At 45.1% G+C, this 18,614-nt stretch carries 13 protein-coding genes; all 13 read right to left on the reverse strand.

What is annotated here, in order from left to right; all coding sequences use genetic code 11:
- Positions 1–3 precede the first annotated feature (3 nt).
- Positions 4–1,734 carry a polysaccharide biosynthesis/export family protein gene (locus ACQEXU_RS12305; RefSeq protein WP_427011029.1) on the reverse strand — a complete coding sequence of 577 codons (1,731 nt, stop codon included), beginning with the start codon at positions 1,732–1,734 and terminating at the stop codon, positions 4–6.
- 21 nt (positions 1,735–1,755) lie between these two features.
- Complete coding sequence (locus ACQEXU_RS12310; protein ID WP_367987951.1) at positions 1,756–2,154, reverse strand: hypothetical protein; 399 nt, start codon at positions 2,152–2,154, stop codon at positions 1,756–1,758.
- Between the two features lie 761 nt (positions 2,155–2,915).
- Positions 2,916–5,051 (reverse strand): lysine decarboxylase CadA, encoded by a 2,136-nt coding sequence (locus ACQEXU_RS12315; RefSeq protein ID WP_427011030.1) that lies wholly within the window; start codon positions 5,049–5,051, stop codon positions 2,916–2,918.
- Positions 5,052–5,176: 125 nt separating this feature from the next.
- Positions 5,177–6,508, reverse strand: a complete 1,332-nt coding sequence (gene cadB / locus ACQEXU_RS12320; protein ID WP_367987949.1) for a cadaverine/lysine antiporter — start codon at positions 6,506–6,508, stop codon at positions 5,177–5,179.
- A gap of 444 nt (positions 6,509–6,952) precedes the next feature.
- Positions 6,953–9,583, reverse strand: coding sequence for an ExeM/NucH family extracellular endonuclease (locus ACQEXU_RS12325; protein ID WP_427011031.1), 2,631 nt, complete (start codon positions 9,581–9,583; stop codon positions 6,953–6,955).
- A 324-nt stretch (positions 9,584–9,907) separates the two neighbouring features.
- Positions 9,908–10,945, reverse strand: a complete 1,038-nt coding sequence (gene trpS, locus ACQEXU_RS12330) for a tryptophan--tRNA ligase (protein ID WP_427011032.1) — start codon at positions 10,943–10,945, stop codon at positions 9,908–9,910.
- Positions 10,946–11,068: 123 nt separating this feature from the next.
- Positions 11,069–11,749 carry a phosphoglycolate phosphatase gene (locus ACQEXU_RS12335; protein WP_427011033.1) on the reverse strand — a complete coding sequence of 227 codons (681 nt, stop codon included), beginning with the start codon at positions 11,747–11,749 and terminating at the stop codon, positions 11,069–11,071.
- Between the two features lie 4 nt (positions 11,750–11,753).
- The gene (rpe, locus tag ACQEXU_RS12340; protein WP_367987945.1) at positions 11,754–12,425 is read right to left on the reverse strand and encodes a ribulose-phosphate 3-epimerase; all 672 of its coding nucleotides are present in this window, start codon (positions 12,423–12,425) and stop codon (positions 11,754–11,756) included.
- 103 nt (positions 12,426–12,528) lie between these two features.
- Complete coding sequence (locus ACQEXU_RS12345; RefSeq protein WP_427011034.1) at positions 12,529–13,353, reverse strand: Dam family site-specific DNA-(adenine-N6)-methyltransferase; 825 nt, start codon at positions 13,351–13,353, stop codon at positions 12,529–12,531.
- Positions 13,354–13,422: 69 nt separating this feature from the next.
- The gene (locus tag ACQEXU_RS12350) at positions 13,423–14,940 is read right to left on the reverse strand and encodes an SPOR domain-containing protein (protein ID WP_427011035.1); all 1,518 of its coding nucleotides are present in this window, start codon (positions 14,938–14,940) and stop codon (positions 13,423–13,425) included.
- A 97-nt stretch (positions 14,941–15,037) separates the two neighbouring features.
- Positions 15,038–16,132: a 3-dehydroquinate synthase gene (gene aroB / locus ACQEXU_RS12355; protein WP_427011036.1), complete on the reverse strand. Its 1,095-nt coding sequence runs from the start codon at positions 16,130–16,132 to the stop codon at positions 15,038–15,040.
- Positions 16,133–16,165: 33 nt separating this feature from the next.
- Entirely contained in the window at positions 16,166–16,684 is a 519-nt protein-coding gene (aroK, locus tag ACQEXU_RS12360) for a shikimate kinase AroK (RefSeq protein WP_367987941.1), read from the reverse strand.
- 175 nt (positions 16,685–16,859) lie between these two features.
- Positions 16,860–18,530 (reverse strand): type IV pilus secretin PilQ, encoded by a 1,671-nt coding sequence (locus ACQEXU_RS12365; protein ID WP_427011117.1) that lies wholly within the window; start codon positions 18,528–18,530, stop codon positions 16,860–16,862.
- Positions 18,531–18,614: the final 84 nt, after the last annotated feature.

The following is an 18,614-nucleotide window of genomic DNA, read 5'->3' on the forward strand; positions in this document are numbered from 1 at the left end:
GTGTTAGTTCACCGCCACATTCGCAGCAACGGCGATTTGATACATGATTTGGGTGATGTCTTTCACCGCTTGCATAATCTTGGTGTCGACTTTCGGTAATACTAAGATCTGATCGCCTTTTTGGATCTTCGCACCATGACCAAATTCAACCAGTCCATTAGCACGAACAATGGCAATGCGGCTGTCTTCCGCGCGATCGGTAAAGCCACCTGCCCAAGCGACGTAATCATCAATGGTCGCATCCGGGTTATACACCACAGCTTGCGGCATCAAGACTTCACCGTTCACTTGCACTAAATCCGTTTTATACGGAATTATGATCTTATCGCCCTGCTCCAACAGTATGTTGGCGGTGTTCGCTCGGTCTGACACGATCACTTTACCCAGTGGCTGAACTTTGCGTGCGCGCTCGGTAAATTGCAGCACCATTTCAGCCTCTTTCGCTCGAATAGCGGCTTCACCATCCGATGAGGCTGGAGCGGTAAATACACTTCTTTCCAAACGATTCAGTGACTCTTCCAGCATCTCTTTTTGCTTTTCAGCCACACTCTTGCGCAAGATATAAATCGATTTGAAATCTGCCAGCTTCGGATCGACCGGGATATGTTCTAACAGTTCATGCAGACGTGTACTCTTATTTACTGCGAAATACGAAGGGCCAAGGTAGCTACCTGACACTTGAATATCCATCACCTGTGCATGAAGATCGTCGTTAAAGATGACCTTATCACCATCTTGGAGATCAAATTGCTTAAACTCCGCATAAGGCATGTACTGAGAAAATGGCCCACTCGCTCGATTGCCCATCACTGCCACGTGGCTCACTTTCGCTAATGGTCGTGCATACGCCATTAATTGATCGCCAAGTGTCTTCGCATCCTTCATTTCAAAACGGAATGGGTTACGCACAGCGCCCGATACCGTCACTGCCGATTTCTGCGGTTTGACCAACAAAACATCGCCATCTTTAAAACTGATCGATGGCATATGGCCACTGAGGATAAACTCATACAAGTCAATGGTTGCGATCACTTGCTGATTACGTAAGACATCGATTTCACGATAGCTGCCACGCTCTGGGTCAATCCCACCAGCACGTTTTAAGAAGTAAAGCACGCTGTCAGATGCCATACCGGCATATTGCCCAGGACGGATCACGGGACCAGAGAGGAACACACTGATGGGCGTTGACGTCATCAGATTGACGTAAACATTCACGTTGTGCACATAGACCTGACGCACCTTCTCACTGACGTAGTCATTGACTCGGCTCGCTCGTACGCCTTTAACAGAGATAGGACCGATGTCAGGAATAAAGATATTGCCTTGATTATCAACCGTTGCCACATTGGAATAGTTCACCGCGCCCCAAAGCCAGATATTGATCTTATCGCCCGCGGCAATCAGGTAGTTATCGTGTAATCCATCTGTTCTTTCACTCTCATAACCACCAGCAAACAAGTTGGCACCGTACGGCGGTGGCAAGGAGGCATCTTCACTGCTCGGCAAGAGATTTCTGACATCCGTTTCTCCTGGTAACAATAGCCCCTGACGTGCTGACTTTTTATATTGCTCCGTCTGTTCAACCTGAGGCACTTTTGAATGCTGCATCGCAGACAAGGTCGTCGCTGAATCCGGATTCAATTGCAGAGAAGAAATATCGTGATTGTTGGCAAAGGCATGTCCGGACAAACTAAACAGCAACGAACATGGAAGAAGTAACTTTCGAGTCATAACCTGCTCTCTCATCGATAATTAAAGCTCTATCGATGCTTTTTCATTAATAACGTTATTCACCAGATACCAAGGACGGCGCTTGTTTGGCTCGGAATGAGTTCGTGGTGCCGAACAGGCAACACGTGTTGTTGTCATGGTTTCAGAAGTGATCTTGACGTTTCGGCAATAATTACCCAAAGCAGAGATGTACAACGGTGACGTTTCAATCTGATACGAATTGTGCGTTAACTGAACCGTAGAAGGTTGGCTTAGTGCATCCCAATATTTCTCACTGATCAACTTCCCCGGAACGGTTAAAGAAGGTTGTACCAGTGGTGTCTCTGCGGTCACTTCTCTTGGCTGTGAAGAACAACCTGACAATGCTATGACTGACACGACGCCAATAAGGGCTCCGTATTTTTTAAATAATCTTTTCATTTAGGTACGCTACCGCCACACAGTATTTGCGTAATCTGTCACACGCATAAATTAATAATAAAAATCAGTGACACATATTAGTGAAACAAATACATTGCACTGATAAAACTTTTGTAAGAAAGAAATCGATTTATAGATAAATTGATAACTTTAAATATTGCTATTTTTAAATTATCACTTTTGAAATTAACGAGGAGATTAATTGCATATGCAACTCAAACATAAGACTGGAGAGGCAGAAATGAGAAAGAGAGATGAGTTAGTTTTGAGTCAAAAATAAATAACTTTAAAAATCAAAAGGATATGAACATTAAAGTATCTAACGAGTGAATAAAAAGAAAAACACCCAAACCATTTCATTAGTTATGGAATGAGATATTGTTTATATAATTGTAGTTTCAAGATTATATTTTAAAGTATCCAAACATAATTTATCTTAAGGAAGCATTATCACAATTTTAATATTGGTAGAATTACAAAAATATCAAAACAAATAATACCAACAAGAAACAATAACGTGAGAATATATATTTATTATTAGAAAGTTTAATTATGTAGGAAAAAGCAACCAGAAAATTCCGACAGGTTTAAATAAAAATCCTGAGATTCAATTCATGATTCAGATATAGATAAAAGAGTCGGAGTTCCCTCTCCTTCTCTTTACGACAGATTATTGGGGTAGTCCTGTCATGTAGGGCGATAGCTTCGTACCAGCATGTGGAGCATAACCAGCACTCCCGATGAAGCTATCTAGGGGAGATTTAGTCTTTCAGTACTTTTACGGTGTAGCTGCCATCCTTCTGGCGGTAGAGACCATGAATATCGGTTTCAAAACCTGGGTAGTGCGCGCCGATATCACACAACATTTGCAAGAAATCGAGTACTGGGCGCGAGCTGTCGGTAACCATCTCACCAGGTAGAACCAAAGGCACGCCTGGAGGATATGGCAAGATCATATTCGCGCTAACGCGGCCAACCATGTCATTAAGCTGGATCTCTTCCGTATTACCACGCAACTCTTGCTGCCACGCTGCGTGAGGCGTCACTTTCATTTCAGGAAGCACATCAAACGCTTTGTACATCAGTTCTGGCAGTTGGTATTTCTTCGTCAGATCATGAATTCCCTGAGCCAACTCTTGAATGCGCATACCTTCATAGAAGTGTGGATCTTCTTGGTACAGTGAAGGCAGCATGTTGCGAATCGTTAAGTTCAAGTCGTAACCACGTTTAAACTCTGTCAAACCACGTAACAACTGCATTGCTTTTGATTTATCAATACCAATTGAGAATAAGAACAACAGGTTGTAAGGGCCCGTTTTCTCTACCACAATACCGCGCTCATCAAGGTACTTCGCTACCAGTGATGCAGGAATACCTGATGTTTCCAGCTCACCATCTTTACTCATCCCCGGCGTTAGCAAGGTGATTTTGATTGGGTCAAGGTACATGTGATCATCATCCATGTTCTTGAAACCATGCCAGTTATCATTTGGCTCCAGTTTCCAACATTCAGTGGTATCGATGTTCTCTGGCTGCCAAACATCAAAGAACCAACCGTCACTTTCACCTTGCAGGCGTTTGATCTCTTTACGGAAACGAATTGCACGGTCAATGGAATCTTGCATCAACTTACGACCAGTATTACCACGCATCATTGCTGCTGCCGTTTCTGTTGATGCCACAATACCGTACTGAGGAGAAGTCGAGGTATGCATCATAAAGGCTTCATTGAATGACTCTTTATCAAAATCACCTTTAATGTGGATCATTGAAGCTTGTGAGAACGCGGCCAACAGTTTGTGGGTTGACTGGGTTTCATAAAACACTTTACCCGGCATCGCGTCACCACTCATACCACACTTGCCTTCATAGATTTTGTTGAAGTTAGTGTAAGGCACCCAAGCACTATCAAAATGAATATGCTTACAATCGAGTGACTCTTTGATGTATTGCGTATTGTAGAGCAAACCATCGTAAGTCGAGTTCGTCACCACAGCGTAGCTTGGCGCCGTTGCACCCGGTGTTGTTGCGACTTTGTCGGCAATCACTTCACGACTAAATTCACTTTGTGGAATACCACCTAAAATGCCGTAGGCGTTACGTGTTGGACGGAAGTAAATTGGTGTCACATCGCTCATCATCATCAGGTGAGTCAGTGATTTATGACAGTTACGGTCAATTAGCACAGTGCTACCTGCGGGTGCAGAGAACATGCCGACAATTTTATTTGAGGTCGAAGTACCGTTAGTCACAATGTAAGAGCTATCTGCATTAAACGTGTGCGCAATGTACTCTTCCGCTTGCTTGTGCGGGCCAGAGTGATCAAGCAACGAACCTAATTCAGGCATTGAAATAGACACATCCGCTTTGAAGGTGTTCGGGCCGTAGAAATCATAGAAGATGCTACCCGCTGGGCTCTTCTGAAAAGCGGTGCCTCCCATATGCCCTGGTGTACAGAAGGTGTATTTGCCTTCTTCAACATATTTGAACAACGCTTTAGTAAATGGAGGCATGATGGCATCTTTGTAAGCCTCTGTCGCTTGGTTGATCTTGATAGCAATATCATCGGCCATACCAAGTGCGTACTCAAAGAAGTTCACATTTAAGCGTAGATCCGTCAGTGAAATGTCCAGCGTGGATTGCTCGTTCGCAAAAGCATGCACCGGCAATTTTTCATTAATGGTGCTGATACGCTCACACAGCTCTAGCGAGTATTTATCCCAGTCAAATAGCACACCACAAATGCGTGGATTCATCTCAATCATCTTGATCAGATCTTTATCATCAACCGGGTAAACCACGTCATAACCAGCTTTCTCAAGTGCTGCATGTAACTGACGAACTGGCTCTTCTTTAAAGAACACACCCATGTGGTTCAAGATAGCGAAAATATTCATTTGGACATCTCCAAGGCGAAAAAAGGCGCTCTTCACCTGAGTCAGGTAATGAGTAAGACGAGCGCCGAGAGGTAAATCAGGGGCTGGCGCGCTATACGCCAGCGAGAATTGAGTAAGTGATTGGCTTAAGCCGTTGTTTCACTCTGTTGACGTTCCATGTACTGGGCTAAGCCAGCTTTTTTGCTGTAGAACATCAAAATAACCAGTGACATGATGAAGGTCGCTGTCAGTGTGGTGCCTTCCGCACCAGCAAGAGCAATCATGCAGAATAGGCAAGCGATACCAGAGAACAACATGACAAAGCCGTTACGAGTGGTCATCCCTTCAAAACGGATCAAGTTAATACTTGAGTAGAAGTAAGGCAGCATAGTAAGTAGAACTGCATCAGTAGTTAGCTGGTTAAACAGATCGGCTGCGTGGGCAGTTTTAGAGCTGAACATCATCATCACACACATTAACGCTGTCATTTTGATTGAAGCCAGAACCAAGCCCTTCTTAGGCACACCATTTTTATCAGTTTCACCGTAGACTTTAGGGAAGTTGCCATCACTTGCTGCACGTTTACCTGCTTCACCCACTAACATCATCCAAGAGCCCAGTGATGTGAAACACGCTAGCGCAGTGAATGCAGCAACAAATGGTGCAGTCCAACTGCCGAAGATTTCAGTGGTAGCCAAAGCAAATGGCGCACCGGATGCCGCCACTTCAGATGCAGGGAACATACCGCTGATCATCTGAGTAGAAATAACATAGATAATGCCCGCTAAACCGGTACCTAACATTGTTGCCAGTGGTACTGTGCGTTTAGGATTCTCAACCATACCCGAAGAAACCGCTGCCGATTCCACACCCACGAATGACCATAGGCAAATTAGGACGGCGGTGATCACTGCATGGCTGTCACTACCCGCAGACACATTCCAGTTTTGTGAGTAGATTTCAGGACTGAAGTGAGTCCAACCAACAAATGCGGTACCCAGTACTGGAACCAAGATAAGAACGAGACCAAGCGTACATAAACGGCTGACCCAGCTACCACCTAATAGGTTCACAAAAGTGAAAATCCAAACCGATGCAATCGTCGCGATACCTGCTGGAATTGGGTTGTTCAGGATTGGGAAAAACACCGATAGGTAAGAAACACCAGTAATGGCAATCGCAAGGTTACCAATCCAGTTCGCGTGGTAGTACAGCACGCCCGTTTGGAAACCAAACACCGGAGACACTTCACCTGCATAAGCAATAGGGCCACCTTCTTGTGGGTTTTTGGTTGCCAGACGAGCGAACACAAACGCCAAGCTTAGAGCGCCGATAATACAGATCAGCCAACTGTATAGAGAAATAGAGCCGACGGTTGCCAAGCTCGAAGGTAATAAGGCAATACCACTGCCCATCATGTTACCGGCGACCACACCTGTACAGGCAATCACACCGATTTTTTTTGTATTAGATGACATAACATCTCCAAATCAATTCTAAGCGAGCGAATCCGCTCAAGCTCAATCTGTTAGCGAAGATGTTGTGCCTCATCAGCGTTAACCCCTCGCTACATTTCGAGAGGCAGACTACGCCGAAAAGTCAGAAAAAAAATAAACTTACCGTTATCAATAAAATGATTAGCTAATCATCACCTTCTTGATATAAACATGATAAACAAAAGACAATAACCCCTTTAATTTCAATGCAATAGACAAAAACCTAAAAACTCATCCGCCTCGACATAAAAATATCAACCTAGTGCTAAACCACACTCAAGGTTGTCCTTTCATCTTAAGTTGATATCAACCAAGCGGGTTTACCTCCAAGAAAAGCGCCCTCTCCCTTCCTAACCCCTGCACGAATAGCGGTGAAACATAAAAAAGCCAGCAGATGCTGGCTTTTAAATAAAATGATTTTCGCTGTTACTTACGACGTCGCCAAGCCGCAATGCCAAACAATGACATCAGTGCAGCAAAGCCAAATGAACCACCCATCTTCAGCTCTAATACCGCTGGGTCATGATCAGAAGATCGGAAATGGTCGTTGTATTTCGGCATGTCACCTTTGAACTCATCGTTGTAGTCAAACAAGGTCGACTCACCACCATTAATATGCCAGTCAGTCGCATCCACAACTTTGCCTTTTAAGCTCTTACTTACAAGTAAGTGGTCTAGTGCCCCCACTTCGTCATTGAATGAGTAGCTCCAGCTCGTTGGGTGTTTCATTGCCACTGCGTTGATGTAACCATAGTTGTGGTTGATCACTGCACCTTCATCACCATATTGTTCCACACCATTGATGAAGGTATTACGTGCTGCCTTGATCGTTTTGCCGTATTTCTCTTGGGAGTAATCCGTCAGAACCAGCATTGGGTCTTCCATGCCGTACGAGTTCATGTCACCCAAAATCACTTTATGACCTTTGATTTGCTCCAGAGCATCACCCAATGCAACAGCGGCTGCAACACGGAAATTTTCACAAGAACCTTGTTTATCCGCATCTTGCATGCCTTGGCCACCTTGTTCAACAGGAGCGGCATCTTCCCAACATTTCGAGCCTTTCGACTTAAAGTGGTTAATGGCAACGGTCAGTGGATCTTTCGCGTGTTTTATCTTGAAGGTTGGTGCCAGTGAATCACGCTGGTAGTTCTTACCGCTCTCAATCACCTTACCATTGTCGTCAACCACTTCTGGCGCTTGCTGACTTGGCATTGGAATAACACGGGATTGCTTCAGTTTCGCGACTTTCTTACGGTAAATAACTCCCGTGGTGATCACGTCAGTCCCGATAGAGTCCATTTCATCCGTGCGGCCATCATCATTCGAGTCGATAGCAACAAAAGTATAATGTTTCTTATGCGCGACTTTGTGAGCGTACATTTCGTCAATTCGATCATTCAGTGCGGTCACTAGCTGATTAATCGCTGAATCATCACCAAAACCGTTGTTTTCGATCTCCATTAAGCCAACAATGTCCGCATCCAAACGCACGATAGCATCCACAATTTTCGCTTGTTGAACCGCAAACTCTTCTGCGTTATCAGCGCCACGGTTACATTTCTCTAGGCTTTGATTACCACAATGCAGGTTCGCATCACCGCCGTATGGTGAATTGAAATAGTTCAGCACATTGAATGTAGCGATACGTAAATCGCCTTCTTTTAACTCTGGCGCTGCAGTGCGAGGATCGTTGTGGACAAAGTTATCTGCTGTCAGCTGATTCGTCACTGTCAGACGGTAATCACCGTAGCTGTAGTGCAACACACCTTCAAGGCCAACAACCGTGTCATCAATGCGGATGTAATCTTCCGTTGAGCCATCTTGGTCAACATCAGTACGACCAAACTCAGGGTAGTAAGGGATCTGACCATTCGATGCTTTTTGATCAGACTCAACGTACAAACGACGCTGCGCATTTTCTTGCGTCAGCTGCTGCGCTTGTTCCGATCCAGCAGCAAACATTTGGTTTGGCTGCATGTTGATACGACCTTGAGCCAACACCATATTGTTGCGACGTGCTGGGTAGTCGTAACCGAAGGTACGGGTAACACGCATATCCAGCGCTTCTGTGGTTTTCACCAGCATGCCTTCATAACGCTCAAGTGTGCGATCGAAGTTGTCATCTGTGGCTAAAATTTCAATCTCAGATGCTTCTGGTGCTGCTTGTTCTGATTGCTTCACCCAATTGTTGTTGTCAGCTTTCAGCTGCGTATGGCTGTAAAATTCTTGCACTTTACCCTTCACACACACCACATCGCCCGGCTTCAATTCAGAGCTGGATTGGTTGGTATGAACAAATAAGCCTTCCGAAGTATTTGGGTTGTAGTCATTTTCAAGTGCTTGTAAGAAGAAACCTTTAGTGAGTCCCGTAGTCACTGCACTCACGACCCCACGTACAAAGAACTCTTCATCAGTGATGTAAGGGTAACCATCAATAAATGGTGAAGTGTCGCCTTCACCTTGGATCGCTTGAATTGAGGTGAAATTAGGTTCACTGCCATTGTCGGTACACGCAAATGGCTGTGGTAGCTCACCCGCATCTAATGAACCCAGCCCCTCAATGTTATCTTTTTCCAGCGCACTCCACTGGCTCGGTTGATAAGCTGCAGATGGTGTTAAGTCAGCACGTACTAACGTGGTGTCCTTACCCCAGTAGTCACTGCTCATGTGACCAATAACATCAACAGCCTCACCATCTTTACGTAGAGCGATAGGATCGTTGCCATTAAAACTGGTGATCGAGTTTTCAACAATGTCGCTCAATGCTTTGATTTCATCGCTTGCACGATTATTGGCAACTACAAGGACTTCTTTAGCTTGCAGCACTTTGCCATCGAGTGACAGTGGTGCCCCCCAATTGCCTCCATTTGCAGACTTCACTAGGTCGTAGCCATCTAAAGACACGGCTTTATCACCTGTGTTCGCAATCTCGATTGCCTTATTGTAGCTACCGCCTTCGACATATTGAGAGATCACTACATCAGCCATCGCAGGTGCAGCTAAGGTTGCGCCGATTGCTAGCGCAAGAACATTGCGAGTAAGTTTGGTATCCATTTCCCACCTCTTATCGCCCTTTCTGATATGTCGCTCATCCATCAGAAAAGGCACTCATCATCACGTTAATAGAATTTACCTTTGAATTTTGCGCGTACAGTGTTGGACTTTTCACTGCAAACTCAAACCATTCACACTTCATATCGAGAACAAAGTCTCATTAATAGAGTAAATACTTGAAGCCAGCGCAAGGTTTCAACACTCAAAGTAACAAACCGCTAGGCATTCGATATTACAAATTGATTTGTATGGGAATTTTCTAAAATTTAAGACAAAAAAGCCCCGCACAGTTTCCTGTGCGGGGCTTTTTATTAAGAGAGGAAATTATGGGCGAGCAACAAAACCGACGGCTTCGTACGCCTTCTTCAATGTTTCCGCTGCACGAGCCGACGCTTTTTCAGCACCTTGCTTCATCACTTCATTCATGAATGTGCGATCTTCACGGATACGGCGGTATTCCGCTTGAATTGGCTCAAGCATCGCCACCAAAGCTTCACCCACATCTTTCTTGAATGGGCCGTACATTTCAACGCCTTGGTATTTCGCTTCAATTTCTTCAAAGCTCATACCTGTCGCTGCAGAGTAAAGGCCCATTAGGTTTGAAATGCCTGCTTTGCTATCCCAATCGTGAGCGATACGCGGTGGTGTTTCTGTGTCAGTCTGCGCCTTGTTGATCTTCTTAATGATCGACTTCGGCTCTTCAAGCAAGGTGATCACGTTCTTGCGGTTATCATCTGACTTCGACATCTTCTTCGTTGCGTCTTGAAGGCTCATTACGCGCGCGTTTACCGTTGGAATGTATGGCTCAGGCACTTGGAAGATTGGCTGCTCTGGCGAGTAGATGTTGTTAAAGCGATTTGCAATATCACGTGCTAGCTCGAGGTGTTGCTTCTGGTCGCTACCCACTGGCACTTGGTGTGCACCGTAAAGCAGGATGTCTGCGGCCATTAGTACTGGGTAGTCAAACAGACCCACGTTTACATCACCAAACTGGCTTGAGCTGTCATTTGAGTAACGTGCTGATTTGTCTTTAAACTGAGTCATACGACTCAACTCACCCATCTGGGTGTAACAGTTAAGAAGCCAACCAAGTTGAGCATGTTCTGGTACATGTGACTGAACAAATAGCGTGCTCTTCTTTGGATCAACACCAACTGCGAGACAAATTGCCAGTGCGTCTAGCGTCGCTTCATGTAACGCTTTCGGATCTTGACGAACCGTAATTGCGTGAAGGTCTACCACACAGTATTGGCAATCATAGTCGTCTTGCATCTGTTGCCATTGACGTAGAGCACCCAGGTAGTTACCGATACTTAATTCACCTGACGGTTGAACACCACTCAATACAATGGGTTTGCTCATGAGAATGATTCCTTTGACTTCTTAATCTAAAAATGAAAAAAACCGCACGCCTAATTGTGCGGTTTACTCAGTGTACTTATTAGCAACTATTTTGCTAGATGTAGTGATGAAGTTTTCACTGCTTTACGCAGAAACGAGCACCACATCGAGCAATTGTCCAATATTATCTGCGACAAAATCCGGTGAAGCAGCGGAGATCGGTTCACCGTGGTTGTAGCCGTAAGTCAAACCAAACGAGTGACAGCCTGCGTTTTTCGCTGCTTTGATGTCGTTACTTGAATCACCAACCATCAGCATCTCTTGTGGCTGGCAACCGTGTTTTTCTAGCAGCCAATTCAAAGCCATCGGGTCTGGCTTCTTCTCAGGGAAGGTATCGCCGCCAATCACATCAACAAAATACTTATCAATGCCGTGCTTGGCTAAAACTTCCGGGACAAACTTCGATGGCTTGTTGGTCACAAGCGCCATAGTAAAGCCAGCTCTATTGAGTTCAGCCAAGGTCTCTTTTACCGCAGGGTAAAGATGGCTGAGCTTATGGCCACTCTTTTCGTAGTAGTCATCAAAAAGCTCTCGTGCTTTGGCATGTAACTCAGGGTCAAGATCGGGTGAGACCGTCAGGCTACGACTCAAAGCGCGGCCAATTAAGATATCAGCGCCGTTACCAACGTAATCACGCACTTGCTCTTCTGTGACGGCAGGATAACCTAAAGCTTGTACCGCTTGGTCTGCCGCAACCGCCAAATCAGGTACGCTGTCTAAGAGCGTGCCGTCTAAATCAAATGCGATTAGTTTAATTGTGCTCATCGAATTACTTAACCTTTGCTAGCTCAGCGCGCATTTGGTCAATCACTTCTTTGTAGTCTGGCTGATTAAAGATAGCTGAACCGGCGACAAACATATCTGCACCCGCTTCCGCGATCTCTTTAATGTTATCAACCTTAACTCCACCATCGATCTCTAAGCGGATATCACGGCCAGATTCATCAATCATCTTGCGTACCGCACGCAGCTTATCCAGCGTCTTAGGAATAAACGACTGACCACCAAAGCCTGGATTCACTGACATCAGTAGGATCAGGTCAACTTTATCCATGATGTACTCTAGATGAGAGAGTGGCGTTGCTGGGTTGAGAACCACACCCGCTTTACAGCCATGCTCTTTGATCAGTTGTAGTGTACGGTCAACGTGCTCAGAAGCTTCAATATGGAATGTGATCATCGATGCGCCCGCTTTTGCAAAATCAGGAACAATGCGATCAACAGGTTTCACCATTAGATGAACATCAATGGGTGCCGTAATACCGTAGTCACGTAGCGCCTGACAGATTGGCGCACCAAAGGTTAGGTTGGGTACGTAGTGGTTGTCCATTACGTCGAAATGAACCACATCAGCACCTGCTGCGAGTACTTTTTCTACGTCTTCGCCTAAGCGAGCCATATCTGCAGACAGAATCGATGGAGCGATAAGGAAATCTTTCATACCTGACCTCTAGGTTTAGTTGGGCATCATTGCACACTGAAGAAACTCTGCGCGCAATTCTACATAAGCCTTAGGTCAGATCATAGAATTTGTATAAGAAATGTTATTCTATCGGTTTGAATAGCGCGAGCAATTCATCGACTTTATTGCGTCCAGCCCCATTGCGGCTGATGGTACGCTTCACCTTCACCACATTCAGCTCTGCCCCATGGTATAAGCGTCGCGTTAGCGTTGTATCATGGTTAGAAATCAGTACGGGAATACCACGCTCATTCGCCGCTTTTTCAGCAACATCGGCGAGAGCCGCTTGATCATCCAGTGTAAAGCCATTTCCCGCGTATGAGGTGAAGTTTGCTGTCGTGGAAAGCGGGGCATACGGCGGATCACAATAAACCACACTCCCTTTGCGCGCGCGCTTGAACGTTTCAGGATAGCCTTCGCAGACAAAAGTGGCTTTTTTAGCTTTCTCTGCAAAAAACTCCAGTTCAGCTTCTGGAAAGTATGGTTTTTTGTAAGAACCAAACGGCACATTAAAGCCGCCTTTCTTGTTGTAACGGCATAGACCATTAAAGCCAAAGCGGTTCATGTAGAGGAAAGCCACCGAACGATACATTACATCATCAGGTGTCGCGTTAAACTGGGCGCGAATATCTAAGTAGGCTTCTTTGCGGTTGTTTTCTGGGCAGAACCAACGCTTTGCTTCAGCAATGTATGCTTCCGGACGTTCTTTGAGCAAGTTGTACAGGTTAATCAAGTCTGGATTGATGTCTGCCAACAGGTAGTGGTCGTAATCCGTATTAAGGAATACCGAACCAGCGCCAACGAACGGTTCCACCAGCTTACGTCCCTCAGGTAAGTAACGCTGGATATCTTCAACAAGTCCGTATTTTCCACCTGCCCATTTCAGGAAGGCACGCTGCTTCTTCATCAACTGCTCTATCTATCAACCACAAGTTAAGGGAGCGGAATGTAACATATTTTGCAACGAAGCTCAGCGTTATTTCGCACGATCAATCTCTCGATGAACCTGATTCATTGATTTCGCCCACGGATCCAGTTGTTGTAGTGATTTTGGTAGTGTTTCTACCGCATCCCTAGCAAGCTGAATCGTTGGGTAATTTTGATAGGTAACGATAAACCACTCCACCCCATTTCGAATGGTCGGGTACACATACACTTTATCTTTTAACTCATAGTGGTTAATAAAGGTTTGCACCTCGGCTAAGGTATTCACCGCTGCCAGCTGCAATGTGTAGCTGCGTGCTGAAAATGCTTTCAATTCTTCACGGGCAAATGAAAATTCAATGGCGGTGTTGGCAGAGGGAGGCGTTGCTTCTGCGGGCTGCTCATCAACAGAAGTATTTTGCTCCGCAGCTTCTTGAACAGTCGTCACCGCTTCTGTTTCCGGTACTTTTGATTGTTCAACGACGTCATCAATAGCACTCGTATCAACACTTTCTGGCTTGTCTTCCAACAACGCATCCACCACTTCAGAAGTGATCACAACACGTTGATTATCATCGCTGTCAGAGCCCACACTCGCCGTTTCAGAGGTAACATCAGGTGGTAGTGCCGCTGAGTCATCTTCTGCATCAGCTAATAGCGGGTCAGTAACATCGCTAGATTCAGCTGATTGAGGGTTTGAAGCATTCTGGCTTTCTGTTTCTGCCAATGTAGGAATCACTGTCTGCTCAACAGTTTGATTGATTTGTTCTGCTTTCTCATCTGGCGTAGGTTGGTTCATCAGCCACCAGTACCCTCCCCCGATGAGTAGTAGCAGCACTAGAATAACTAGCAGAATATTCATTGGAGAGCCGACAATAGAACGAATGATGATACGTTTTTCTGGCTTATGTTCACTCAGTGCCATGATCTCTCCTGGTAATCGGTTTACTTTACGATAAGCATGTCGAATACGCTTTTCCATGTCATCTTCAATGTAGCGCATGACCAATTGCTCGAAAAAACGGTCAGCTTCTTCTTTTGATAACGCATCAATTTCCAAATCAATGGGTTTATGCTCTTGACCATAACCTAAGCGAGTGAGTAAAGGCCCTAAGCTGCTGGCCTGAGCAAATAACACAACGTTAATACTCCAAGCAGGGTTGGTTTGTGCTTCAAGCACCAACATCCATAGCTCAGAAATAAATGTTTCACTCAATAAGTGGCCATCATCCACCACAATGGCAATATCACACGACACGCCATCAAACAGACGGCTAAAACTGTCCAGTAAACTATCGGCAGGATTAAACAGAGGATCAGAGACGAGTTGGGTAAGGATGGTTGAGCGGCGCTGATCATCATCTTGGTTAGGGTGACACATCAACAACGATTGGTTTTTATCTTCCGCCCATACTTCAAGGTAACGTTGCGCCAACCACGACTTTCCAGCTCCATTTGTACCACCTACGGTGATCAAATTTGAACCGAAATCAGTCAAGAGCTGCAAGCGTTCAAGCAGCTCTGTTTGAGATTCCAGATCCAACACATGAGATGCATGCGTTAAACTCATTACGCCGTCCTACAGACAGTTAACTGTCAACAAAGATTGGATAACTAGTTATACCCAAGTAATCTCAAGGTGTAATGCGAAATGATTAAAAATGGGATCACTTGGGAATATTACGACAGAAATCAATCGCCTGTTCAATCACTGAGTCAGGCACACCTTTCACAACTTCTGCACTGCCAATACTGGTAGGAAGCACCAGTCTCAGCTCACCCGCCAACACTTTTTTGTCACGCATCATATGACGCATAAAGTCATCGAATGACATACTCTCTGGTGTGTGGACTGGCAATTTAGCTCTTTTGAGTATAGAAATAATTTGCTCAACCTGCTGCTCAGAAATCAGCCCTTGCAGCTGAGCCGTCTTTGCAGCCATAACCGTACCCGCAGAAACCGCTTCGCCATGGAGCCAATTGCCATAGCCAAGTTCTGCTTCTATCGCATGACCAAAAGTATGGCCTAAATTCAGCAACGCACGAATACCAGCTTCTTTCTCGTCTTGCGCAACGACTTCAGCCTTGATTTCACAGCAGCGAGCAATGGCATACGTCAGTGCCGCCTCATCTAGGGCATACAGCTTATCCAAATTAGCCTCAAGCCAATCATAGAATGGCGCATCATAAATGATGCCATATTTGATCACTTCAGCCATGCCAGCTGCAAACTCTCGCTCAGGGAGCGAAGCTAAGCAATCTGTATCAATAATCACAGATTTAGGCTGATAGAATGCCCCTATCATGTTCTTGCCTAGCTTATGGTTTACCGCCGTTTTACCACCAACCGATGAATCTACTTGAGACAACAAGGTGGTTGGTATCTGAATAAAATCAACACCACGTTGATAGCAAGCTGCCGCAAAACCGACCAAATCACCAATAACACCGCCACCTAGCGCAATGATCACAACATCCCGACTGTAGTTTTTCTCCAGAAGGTAACTCATGATCGTATTGAAGGTATCGAGCGATTTATATTGCTCACCGTCTGGCAACGCTAATAAGTCACTTTCACAACCAATCTGAGCGAGCAGATCTAAGATCTTATCGCCATACAATGGGGCAACGGTGACATTAGAGATAACCAGAACTTTTTGTTTTGCAGATAGAGAAGAAAGGAGGGCCGGATCGTTAAACAATCCGGCACCAATTGAGATTGGATAGCTACGTTCACCTAAACTGACCGTTATCCGTTCCATGGGAGACTCCAAATACTAGAAATTAAAAACGCCTTAACGTTCTTCTAGCATTTTTACGATCTCGTTGGCTACCACTTTTGCACTTTGATCGTCAGTTCGTACGGTGTAGTCTGCAATTTCTTGATACAGAGGATTACGTTCTTCCGCTAGTGATTCCAATACATCACGTGGGTTATCAGTCTGAAGCAGAGGACGTTTTTTATCGCGGTTAGTACGTGCCAACTGTTTTTCGATGGTCGTTTCTAGATAAACAACAATACCGCGAGCAGAAAGTCGATTACGGTTATCTTTACTCTTAATTGAGCCGCCACCTGTCGCAAGTACGATACCTTGCTCTTCAGTCAGGTCGTTGATCACCTTTTCCTCACGGACGCGGAAACCTTCTTCACCTTCGACATCAAATACCCAAGCGATATCTGCGCCAGTGCGCTCTTCAATAACGGTATCGGAATCAACAAACTCCATATGAAGCTGTTGAGCCAGGTGTCTACCGATTGTGCTTTTGCCGGCTCCCATAGGGCCAACAAGGAAAATATTGCGTTTCTCAGCCATGTTTAGCAGTAATTTACAACGTTAATTCAATGACATCGCCACAAGACGTGCTGGTTTTCTACCAGCTCAGAAAATGCTTGTGGCACCTATTCCTCACAGATAATTCGTGATAAGACCCGAAATTATCTAGATATGGTGCCACTAATGCAAATTTATTTTTAACTCATTGCCGATATTACTGCACAACCACCTTCGGTGTGACAAAAATCAAGAGTTCACTTTTACCCATTTGCTGGTAACTACGACGGAATAATGCACCTAATAGCGGCAGATCGCCCAATAGCGGCACTTTATCGACCGTATCCGTAATGCTGTGCTGGAAGATACCACCAAGCACAACCGTTTCACCATTGTTGACCAAGACTTGCGTCCCAATCCGCTGAGTATTGATGGCAACCGCTTCTCCGGTACCGGTTTTCACCACATCACCAGGCCTATCCTGAGTGACACTCAAATCAAGGACTAAACGATTATCTGGCGTTATTTGTGGCGTTACTTTCAAACTTAGTACTGCTTTCTTGAAGCTTACACTGGTTGCTCCACTCGAAGAGGATTCTAAGTAAGGGATTTCGGTACCTTGTTCAATGTAAGCGGGCTTTTTATTAGTTGTGATCAGCCGCGGACTGGAAATCACTTCCGCTTTCGACTCACGTTGCAACGCCGAGAGTTCCAGATCCAATAAGGTATCGGAACCAAGCTTAGCCACTTGGAAGGCGATAGAAGACGCATTGGCCGCCGTCGCCGCTAGGTTCACGTTAAGGAAATCATCAATGGGTAGCGCACCATCACCTGACTCACCATCGCCACCATAAAGTCCAGCTTGCCACAGATTACCTTCAATGGAGCCCGCTACCGAATTGCTCCCATTGGTAGACATCACGCCCCAGCGAACGCCAAGTTCATCTAAGTCACCTTCATTGACGCTAACAATACGAGCCTCAATCTGCACCTGTTTAACCGGAATATCGAGTGAATCCACAATTTCACGGATCACATCAATATTTTCTTTTAAATCTCGGATTAACAATGAATTAGTGCGCTCATCGATGCTGATTGAACCTCGTTCAGACAACATGTTGACTGTGCCTTCCCCGCCAATCATTTCAGCAATTTCAGAAGCACTCGCGAATTTCACTTTGATGATTTCAGAGGTGAGATCGCCCAACTCTTCTTCCATACGCGCTTGCTCTAGTTTCTGTTTCTCACGTAAATCAAGTTCAGCTTTAGGCGCAACCAGCACCACATTACCATCAACACGCTTATCTAACCCTTTGACCTGCAGAATAATATCCAACACTTGTTGCCATGGCACACCATCCAAACGTAACGTCAAGTTGCCTGTTACCGAGTCTGAAACCACAAGGTTAAAGTCGTTATAGTCTGCAATGAGCTGTAAGACATTTCGTACCGGAATATCTTGGAAGTTAATCGAGATTTTTTTCCCTTCTTTTTCCAAAATGCTCTTTTGTTTAGGTACCGCATCGGCTTCAACTTTAGAAACGACAACTTCTAAGAACTTACCATTCAGTGTGTAATTGTAGGTGTAGTCACCTTTAATACTGGCCACCAATAAAGCACTTGGTTCTTTGCGAAATACTTCGATGGACTCAACATGCGTCGCAAAATCCTTTACATCAAGTAGATAGAGTTTATCGTCCGGAACATGCGTGTTCAGTAACTCAATACTCAACCCTTCCTGCGCTTTTTGTAAGTCAACCGCTAAACGAGGACTTTCTAACTCAATAATGATTTTTGAGTTTTGCTTTCCATCTACTCTGAAATCAATATTTTTCAGGGTATTGGAAGGGTTATCTTCCGCTGCAACACTAACCGCTGACATCAGCATTGCTCCAACTAACCACATCATGCGACTGCGGTAAACTAGCCGATCTTTTAATCCTTTTACCATTTTTTCATCTCATCAATGACA

It is taken from the genome of Vibrio sp. TRT 21S02 (assembly GCF_050113675.1).
Taxonomy (GTDB): Bacteria; Pseudomonadota; Gammaproteobacteria; order Enterobacterales; family Vibrionaceae; genus Vibrio.